General features: G+C 70.9%; 2 protein-coding genes. One reads left to right on the top strand and one right to left on the bottom strand.

The features are described from left to right. On the bottom strand, positions 1 to 745 hold a 745-nt coding region (locus ACFPZL_RS08030), incomplete at its 3' end, for an RNA polymerase sigma factor (protein WP_382335054.1). A 305-nt stretch (positions 746 to 1,050) separates the two neighbouring features. Here ACFPZL_RS08030 and ACFPZL_RS08025 point away from each other — a divergent pair. Further along, positions 1,051 to 7,647, top strand: a complete 6,597-nt coding sequence (locus tag ACFPZL_RS08025) for a DUF5979 domain-containing protein (RefSeq protein WP_218114622.1) — start codon at positions 1,051 to 1,053, stop codon at positions 7,645 to 7,647. Positions 7,648 to 7,801 lie beyond the last annotated feature (154 nt).

The following is a 7,801-nucleotide window of genomic DNA, read 5'->3' as shown; positions in this document are numbered from 1 at the left end:
CGCCGAGGAACAGGCCGGCCAGGATGAGTCCGAGGCGTCGGTTGAGCGTCGCGGACTCGGCGGCGGCTGCGGCGCAGTTCGAGCAGTCGCCCAGGTGGGCCTCCACGTTGCGCGCGGCCCGCGCCGTGAGCTTGCCGCGCTGGAAGCGCTGCAGATGATCCAGCGTCGTGCGGCACTCGGCTGCGCTCAGCTCGCGGTTGACGTGCGCGCCGACCCAGGCCGAGCGCAGAGCGTCCTTCGCCCTCACGGCGAGCGCAGAGGTCGCATTGGGAGACAGCCCGATGAGACGCGCAGCCTCTCGCGGGGCCAAGCCCTCGACCTCGGTGTACCAGAGCACGGCCTGCCAGCGTTCGTCGAGCCCGGCGAACGCCTCCGCGACCGCGTTCAGGTCGAACGCGTTGTCCTCCCAGGGCCCGGCTTCGTGGAGGTCGGGGATCTGGTCGAGCTCGTCGGAAGGGCGCTCCCGCGATCGGAACTGATCGGCCGCGATCGTCCGGATCACCTGATAGAGGTAGGGGCGGAAAGCGCCGCGCGGGCCGCGGCCGTCGATGACGAGTTCGAAGATCTTGAGATAGGCGGCCGACACCAGGTCGTCCGGGTCGAGGCTCGGGGCGAGTCCGCGTGCGGCCGCCATCGCGGCGCCTCGATGGCGATCCCAGAGCAGCGAGAACGCATCGGTGCTCCCGTCGCGGCATGCGTCGAGCAGCTCACCGTCGGATGACGCACCCCATCGTCTCTTCGGCACTGCGAGTCCTCCCAAACTCATCTCGTACCCGTGCCCGACACTCCGCCGTGAAGCGTGTACCGAGCGTGCCGGCCCTGACCGGCGAATCCCCAAGCATCCATTATGCGGTATTCGACCTGCGATGCCGATTCGGCCGAAGAAAACGGCAAGGCATCGAAGAATTCTCAGAACGCGCGTCACGATTCGCAGTGCGCACCGTGTTATCGGGTGCCCGGCCTCTGCGCGGAATCCCCCAAGGAGTACCCATGCGCAGGGGCCGGGTACGATCCGCCGGTCTCGGCAGGGTCCGCATTCGGGGAGGAATCATGGGGAACAATCGTCATATCGTCGGCATGCGCTCGGTGCGCGGAGCACACCGTGCGTTCGGCCGTGCGATCGTCCGCACCGTGGCGGGAGCGCTCTCGGTGCTGCTCGTCGGCTCGGCGATGGCGCTCGGCGCCGGAGTCGCACCGGTCCGCGCGATGGAGGGCGCCACGCTGCAACTGGTGAAGAAGGTCGACGGACAGAAGGAGCGCCTGGACCTCAGCCCTGGCGACACCGTCGAGTACCGCATCGACTTCAGTGTCGAGGACGAGGACGCCGATTCCCCCGTCACCATCGTGGACCGACTGCCCGCGGAGTTCGCCGGCTGGAGGATCAGCAACCTGACGGCCACGGTCGGCGGTTCGACGACCGGCGTCACCCTGGAGCTCCCCGGCGTCGTCGATCCGGGCCCGGCTTCGCCGTCACCGGCCGAGGGCACGCTCGGCGCCGACGCCGGCGACCTCACGATCACGGTCGGGGTCGCCCTTCCGGTGCAGGCGGGAGAGGGGAACGCGAGCGGACTCGGGATGTCGACGGGCAAGCAGGGCGTGCTCCGCTACCGTCTGACCGTTCCCGAGGGCATCTCGCCGCTCGACCCGGCCCTCGACCGCCCGCTCGTGAACACCGCCACCTTCTCCGCGAAGTCGGGAGCACAGGATCTCAGCACCGAGGACACGGCGACCATCTCGATCGAGGTTCCGATCGAGGCCGATGTCGAACCGCGCAAGACCTGGGCGCCGGCCGGGCAGGACTTCCAACCGGGCCGGAGCTCCCAGCTCGTCATCGGCGCCGTGCAGGCCTCGAACGTGGACGCCTCCCGCCTGAGCCTGCAGGATCCCGCCGATCCCGCGCTTGCCCCTGACGGCGCGACGGCGCTGCACGCCGACAACCCGTTCAACTACGTCGACTTCGCCGGCTTCGCCTCCCCGAGCGACCCGACGACGAACCTGCCCGCCGGGGCGACCGCTGCCGCCGTGCAGGTGTACCGTCTCGCCGACGGCGCCTGGAACTGGGCGGACTGGGACGCCGCGATCCCGAACGACCGGATCGCCGGCGTGCGCACGAGCTACACCGGAGCCATCCCGCCGGGGACCGAGGCCTCGCAGGGCTTCGCCGTGGAGCAGCGGGCGACGCATCGCTCGACCGGCGAGAGCCTCTCCGCCGGCTACGAGATCGAGAACGACGTCCGCGCCACCGTGGAGGTCGCCGATCATCCCGCCGTCTCGAAGGAGACCGAAGCACCGTTCGCGGTCGGCGCCGAACGCATCGAGGTCGACGCCCAGAAGCGCTTCTACGCGCTGCCCGACGGCGACGAGACCGCCAACCTGACGGGGATCACCGCGGGCGACTCGGTCGGGGTCGTGCTGCGCGCGATCAACCGCGAGGCACCGCGGAGCACCGTGCTCGACCGTCTGATCGTCAAGGAGCCCGGAGCGGGCTCGGATGCGCGCTTCTTCGGCGCCGACCTCGTCTTCGACGGCTTCGGCGACGATACGAGCGCGATCTGGCCGACCGGTGCGACGCAGGCGGAGGTGACCTGGGAGCACCCGGGCGGGCCCACCACGGTCGCTGTACCGGAAGGCGATCCGCTTCCCGCGGCCCCGGCCGGCGCGACCGGTTTCGAGATCGCGTTCACCGGAGCCATCGAACCCGGCGCGTACAGCGAGATCCGCTACGAGCTGCGCTCGAACCCGGCCGAGACCTTCGTCCCGGCCGGTGGAACCGCCGGCCCGTTCGTCAATGCGATCGACGTGGTCGGCGAGCGCGCCGGGCTGGACCCCGACGATGCGGGTGCGAGCGCCACCGTCTCGTACGTCGCCCCCCGGATCGACGTTGAGATCGACAAGCGGGTGGGCCCGGGCACGGTGCTGCCCGGCCAGACGGTGATCGTGCAGCTCGACACCGAGGTCTCGACCGCGGGCGGGCGGACCAAGCCGACCAGGATCGTGGTCGAGGACGTCATGCCCGAGGCGCCCGCCGGAGCCGGAACGTTCTGGGACGCCTTCGACGCGAAGCAGATCCTGCCCCCCATCAGCCGCCCGACCAACGGCGGCGAACAGGCGACGCTGACCATCGAGCGACGCGGCGCGAGCGGCGCCTGGCACGTGCTGGCGACCGACCCCGACGAGAACGCCGCGATCGACGTGCCGACCGGCACGACCGGCCTGCGCTTCGTCTACGAGAACACGGCGGGCCTCTCGCAGGCGACGTACGTGAAGCCGAACATCTCGTTCACGGCGCGTACGCACACCCGGACCGCGGGGGAGCCGACCTCCGGCACCTTCGACAGCCCGGTGCGCTACGAGAACACGGCGACGGCCACGGGCACGGGCGAGCTCGACTCCCGCGTCGTCACCGGTTCCGACGAGGATCGCATCGACGTCGGCATCCGCGGCACCGAGGGCGGCACGGGCCCCGGCCCGGGCGGCGTCTGGGCGGCGAAGCAGTGGGCGCACGACTACCTGACCTCGCAGTCGGGCGCGACCTCCTCGACGGTCCAGTCGTGGGCCGTCGCCAGGGACGGATACCGGACGGTCGAGCTGCAGGACCCTGCGAGCCCGTCGGCGACCGGAGCCGGCACGGTGTTCGAGGCCTTCGACCTGACGCACATCCGACCGATCGGCTATGAGGCCCCGGCAGGCAGCGGGACGATCGATCCGCTGCTGCGGTGGGACACCGTCGCGGCCGTGGAGCTCTGGGACGGAACGAGCTGGAACCCGGTCTCCCCGCCCGCCGGCGGCTGGATGGGAGCGAACGGTTTCGTCGGACACGAGTTGACCGCATCGCAGCGCGCCAGCGCGCTCGGCGTGCGCCTGGTGGTCGAGGAGAACACAGCCGCACGGCAGGCCGCGCACGACCCGCAGGATCCGGACCTCACCGCGCCCGAGCCGGGCAGCGGCGTGACGGCCTCGGCGGACACCCGCTCGTTCCGCCTCGACTGGCAGTTGCGCGACACGGCCCGCACGGCCGACGGCTCGCTCAAGTGGGTCAAGGAGACGGGCACCGCGTTCAACTGCGGTGCCGCAGCCGACGGCTGCGTCGACAACACGTTCGGGGTCGTCGCTCACCCCGAGACTGGTGAGCCGGTGCGCGCCGGCGGCAACGACACCATCCAGCTCGTAGACGGGACGACGAACGTCGGTCTGGGCAAGCTGGTGCGCCCGCTGCCGACGAGCGGCTCCACCCCCTCCGCCGACAGCATCGGCCTCGTCGCGCCGAACCCCGGCGAGCTGGAGCAGGCCGACTACCCCCGCGCGCGCTACACACTGACGGCGAGGAACTCCTCGACGCAGCCGCAGGGGTCGCGCGGGGCCATGAAGCTCGGCAAGATCCGCGTCACCGACACGTCGACCGCCTGCGGGGCGACCTGTCCGCTCCCCGCCTCGACCCTCGACTTCGCGTCGTCGCCGTTCGCGGGCCGCGACTTCGCGAACGAGGTCGCGAGCATCGACGGGAACCACTTCGACGAGTTCGACCTGACCGGCGTGGGCTTCGGCACCCTGCCCGGCTACATCGACGCCGCCGAGAGCACCGTAGAGCTGTGGCTCTACGACGGCACGCCGTCGGGCACGACCCGGGTCTTCACCCTGCAGCAGGCGATCTCGGAGGCCGAGGCCTTCGTCGACGCGCTGCCGAACGCCATCGGGATCGCGGTGACCTACTCGGGCACCGACCCCGGGCTGAACGGCAACCGGATCCTGGTGGGCGACGACCTCGTCATGCACCTCGACGTGCGGCTGCGCGCCACGGAGCGACTGAGCGGCCGTCCCGTGCAGGGCGGCGAGTCGGGCAGCGCCGTGAACGTGCCGAACACGGCGCTGGCGCGCGGATGGGACGCCGTCGTCGACCCGTCGACGCAGCCGACCGACACCGACGGGGCGAACATCGAGCTCACCCAGGCGCGCGTGCGCGTCGGGCTCGAGAAGTCGATCTCGGTCGATCACGGCGACTCGAGCGATCGGACGATCCTCGAGACCGACCCGCAGGCGCCCGTGAACGTGCGGTTGACCGCCGATCCGGACGGGTCGACCGCGCCGCTCGACACGCTGCGGATCGAGGATCGCACCGCGTCGTTCTGGGACCGTTTCGCGTTCGTCTCGTTCGGCACGCCGACGCATCCGACGGATGCGGATTCGGCGCGGCTCGAGGTGATCGTCGACGGGGACTGGGAGGTCTTCGCCGACTACACCGGCGACCTCGACGAGATCCGGGGCGTGAGGGCGACATTCTCGCGGACCACGGGCAACGGCCTGTTCCCGCAGGGCGCCACGTCGTGGAACGCATCGTGGGGCACCGCGACGCTGCCGTTCACGGTCGTGCTGCGCGACGACGCCGCCGTCGACTGGAGCGACGACCAGGAGGAGAACCTGGCGACCGCATTCGCCGAGAACGAAGAGTACGGCGAGGCGGAGGCCGAAGACGACGACCGGGTCGTCTTCTCACCCGGCACGAACGCGATCGAGGTGATCAAACGGGCGCCGAACGACACCGGCGATCACCGCATCGATCCGCTCGTGAGCCTGCCCTGGCGACTCGTGTTCACCAACACCGGAACCGGCTATCTGCCGGTCACGAAGGTGACCGACGCCCTGCCCGCGGCCCTCGACTGGGACGGAGAGCAGCCGACGGTGAACGTGACGCCCGGCGACTCGGGCAGCGGCTTGGGCGAGGACCCGAGCATCGAACTGAGCGCCGACGGGCGAAACCTGGTCTTCGCGTGGCCGGCCGGGCAGCGGATGCACCCGGGCGAGCGGGTGGAGGTCGAGCTCGGCCTCATCCTGCAGCCGGTGGGCGCCGGCCAGCGCGCCACCAACGGGCTGATCGTCGAGACCGGCGTGCCGCTCGACACCTGCACGCAACCCAGGACGCACGGACAGGATCCGCAGGCCCCGACCGCCGAGAACCTCTGCACGAACAACAACTTCGTGGAGCCCGAGGCCGGCACGGTCATCGGCGCGCGGAAGACGGTCAACGGGGAGCCCGCCGAGACGCTCGGCGAGCACCTGGTCTCGGGCGCGCTCGACGTGCGCACCGACGAGGAGTGCGCGGCGGGCAACTTCCTGCCCATCGGCTCGGACTACACGCGCAACCCCTGCGCCTCGTACACGGCCGTCGGCGCGACCGACACCTGGAAGCTCGAGAACATGAACGTCGGCACCAACGCGCTCTCGCGCATGACGATCGTGGACATGCTGCCGAACCCGGGCGACAAGATGCTCGCCGGCGGCGCCGCGCGCACCTCGACGTTCCGGCCCGTGCTCGTCGATCCCTCCGCCATCCGCCTCACGGGTCTGCCCGACGGCGCGGTCTACACGGTGGAAGTCACGACGAACCCCGCCGCCTGCGTGGGTGCGGGCTCCGGCTCGCTCTGGCTGGCCGACCCCGAGTGCTCGGACACGACGGCGAACCCCGCCAACATCTGGACGCTGCTCGACGACTACACCGGCGAGATCCGCGACATCGTGGGGCTCCGATTCAAGGTCGACATGACCGCGAACGCCCTGCCGCCCGCGGGCAGCGTCGTCGTCGAGTTCGAGACCGTGAACCGCGTCATCGACCAGTCCGACGCCGGCCTGCAGCCGACGCTCGAGCAGTTCGCGGAGCGCCAGTTCGCCTGGAACCAGAACGGCCTGATCGCCTGGGACACGGCGGGCAACCGCGTCAACCTGCCGAAGGCCCCCCAGCGCGCGGGCGTCACCGTCAAGACCGGCTCGCTGGTCGTGACGAAGCAGGTGCAGGGCGAGGGCGCGGACAACGCTCCCGACGAGTTCCCCGTCGAACTCGTGTGCACCGTGCCGAGCGGTGCCGCCGATCCTGCGCGGGTGCCGCTCGACATGGGCGAGCACGCGACCCTGTCGGTGCCGAAGAACGGCTCGGTCACGGTGGACGGCATCCCCGTCGGCGCGGACTGCACGGCACGCGAGACCGGCGAGGTCGGCGCGCACGGCGAGGTCGGGCGTTCGATCGAGACGGCTCCGGGGGTGGCGCCCGCCACCGACGGCCTTTCGGCCGACATCCGGATCCGGGTGCTGCCGGGGGACGCCGCGACCGAACTGAAGCTCTCGAACACCTACACGCTCGGCGAACTGGTGATCGAGAAGAGCCTGGCGAGCGGCGACGAGCACGAGCTCGACCCCGAGCTGGCGAAGAAGAGCTTCGAGTTCGAGCTCGTCTGCCCGGTGGCCGGGACCGGTGAGGATGTACGCCGCGTCTTCTCGCTCCGGGCAGGAGAGCGGCACGGCGAAGCCGGCCTGCCCGTGGGCGCGGTCTGCACACTGACCGAGACCGGCACCGGCGGTGCGGCAGAGACGACGATCACGGTCGGCGGCGACGAGACCGACGGCACGAGCCGCGACGACATATCGATCGCCGAATCGGGCGGCCACGTGCTGGTCACGAACCTCTTCCCCGGCGTCTTGTCGGAGAACGAGGAGGATCACGACGACAGCGGGATCGACAGCGACGATCTCGAGCGGACCGGTGCGCAGGACGGCCTGCTTCTCGCCGCGACCGGACTCGCACTCCTGGCGCTCGGCACGATCGCGGTCGGTGCCGCCCTGAGCCGCCGATCGCGTGCCACGGGCACGAGCGGGTCGTAGAAAAGAGGTGGGGGATTCCGGCCCATCACTCCCCCCTATGGGCCGGAATCCCTCTCCGCACTTCGTGCGGATGAGTCGTACAAAGTGCGCGATGCGGCCTGCGGGCCGCGTCTACCGGCGGGTCACCGCGCGGCGAGTCCTGCGCGGTGACCCG

Source organism: Leucobacter soli (assembly GCF_042659205.1).
Taxonomy (GTDB): domain Bacteria; phylum Actinomycetota; class Actinomycetes; order Actinomycetales; family Microbacteriaceae; genus Leucobacter; species Leucobacter soli.
Note: the sequence above shows the minus strand (reverse complement) of the source record. Positions and strands in the feature narration are given on the sequence as shown.

Coding starts and splice junctions, on each gene's coding strand:
- ACFPZL_RS08025 (WP_218114622.1), top strand. CDS start 1,051: ATGGGGAACAATCGTCATATCGTCGGCATGCGCTCGGTGCGCGGAGCA.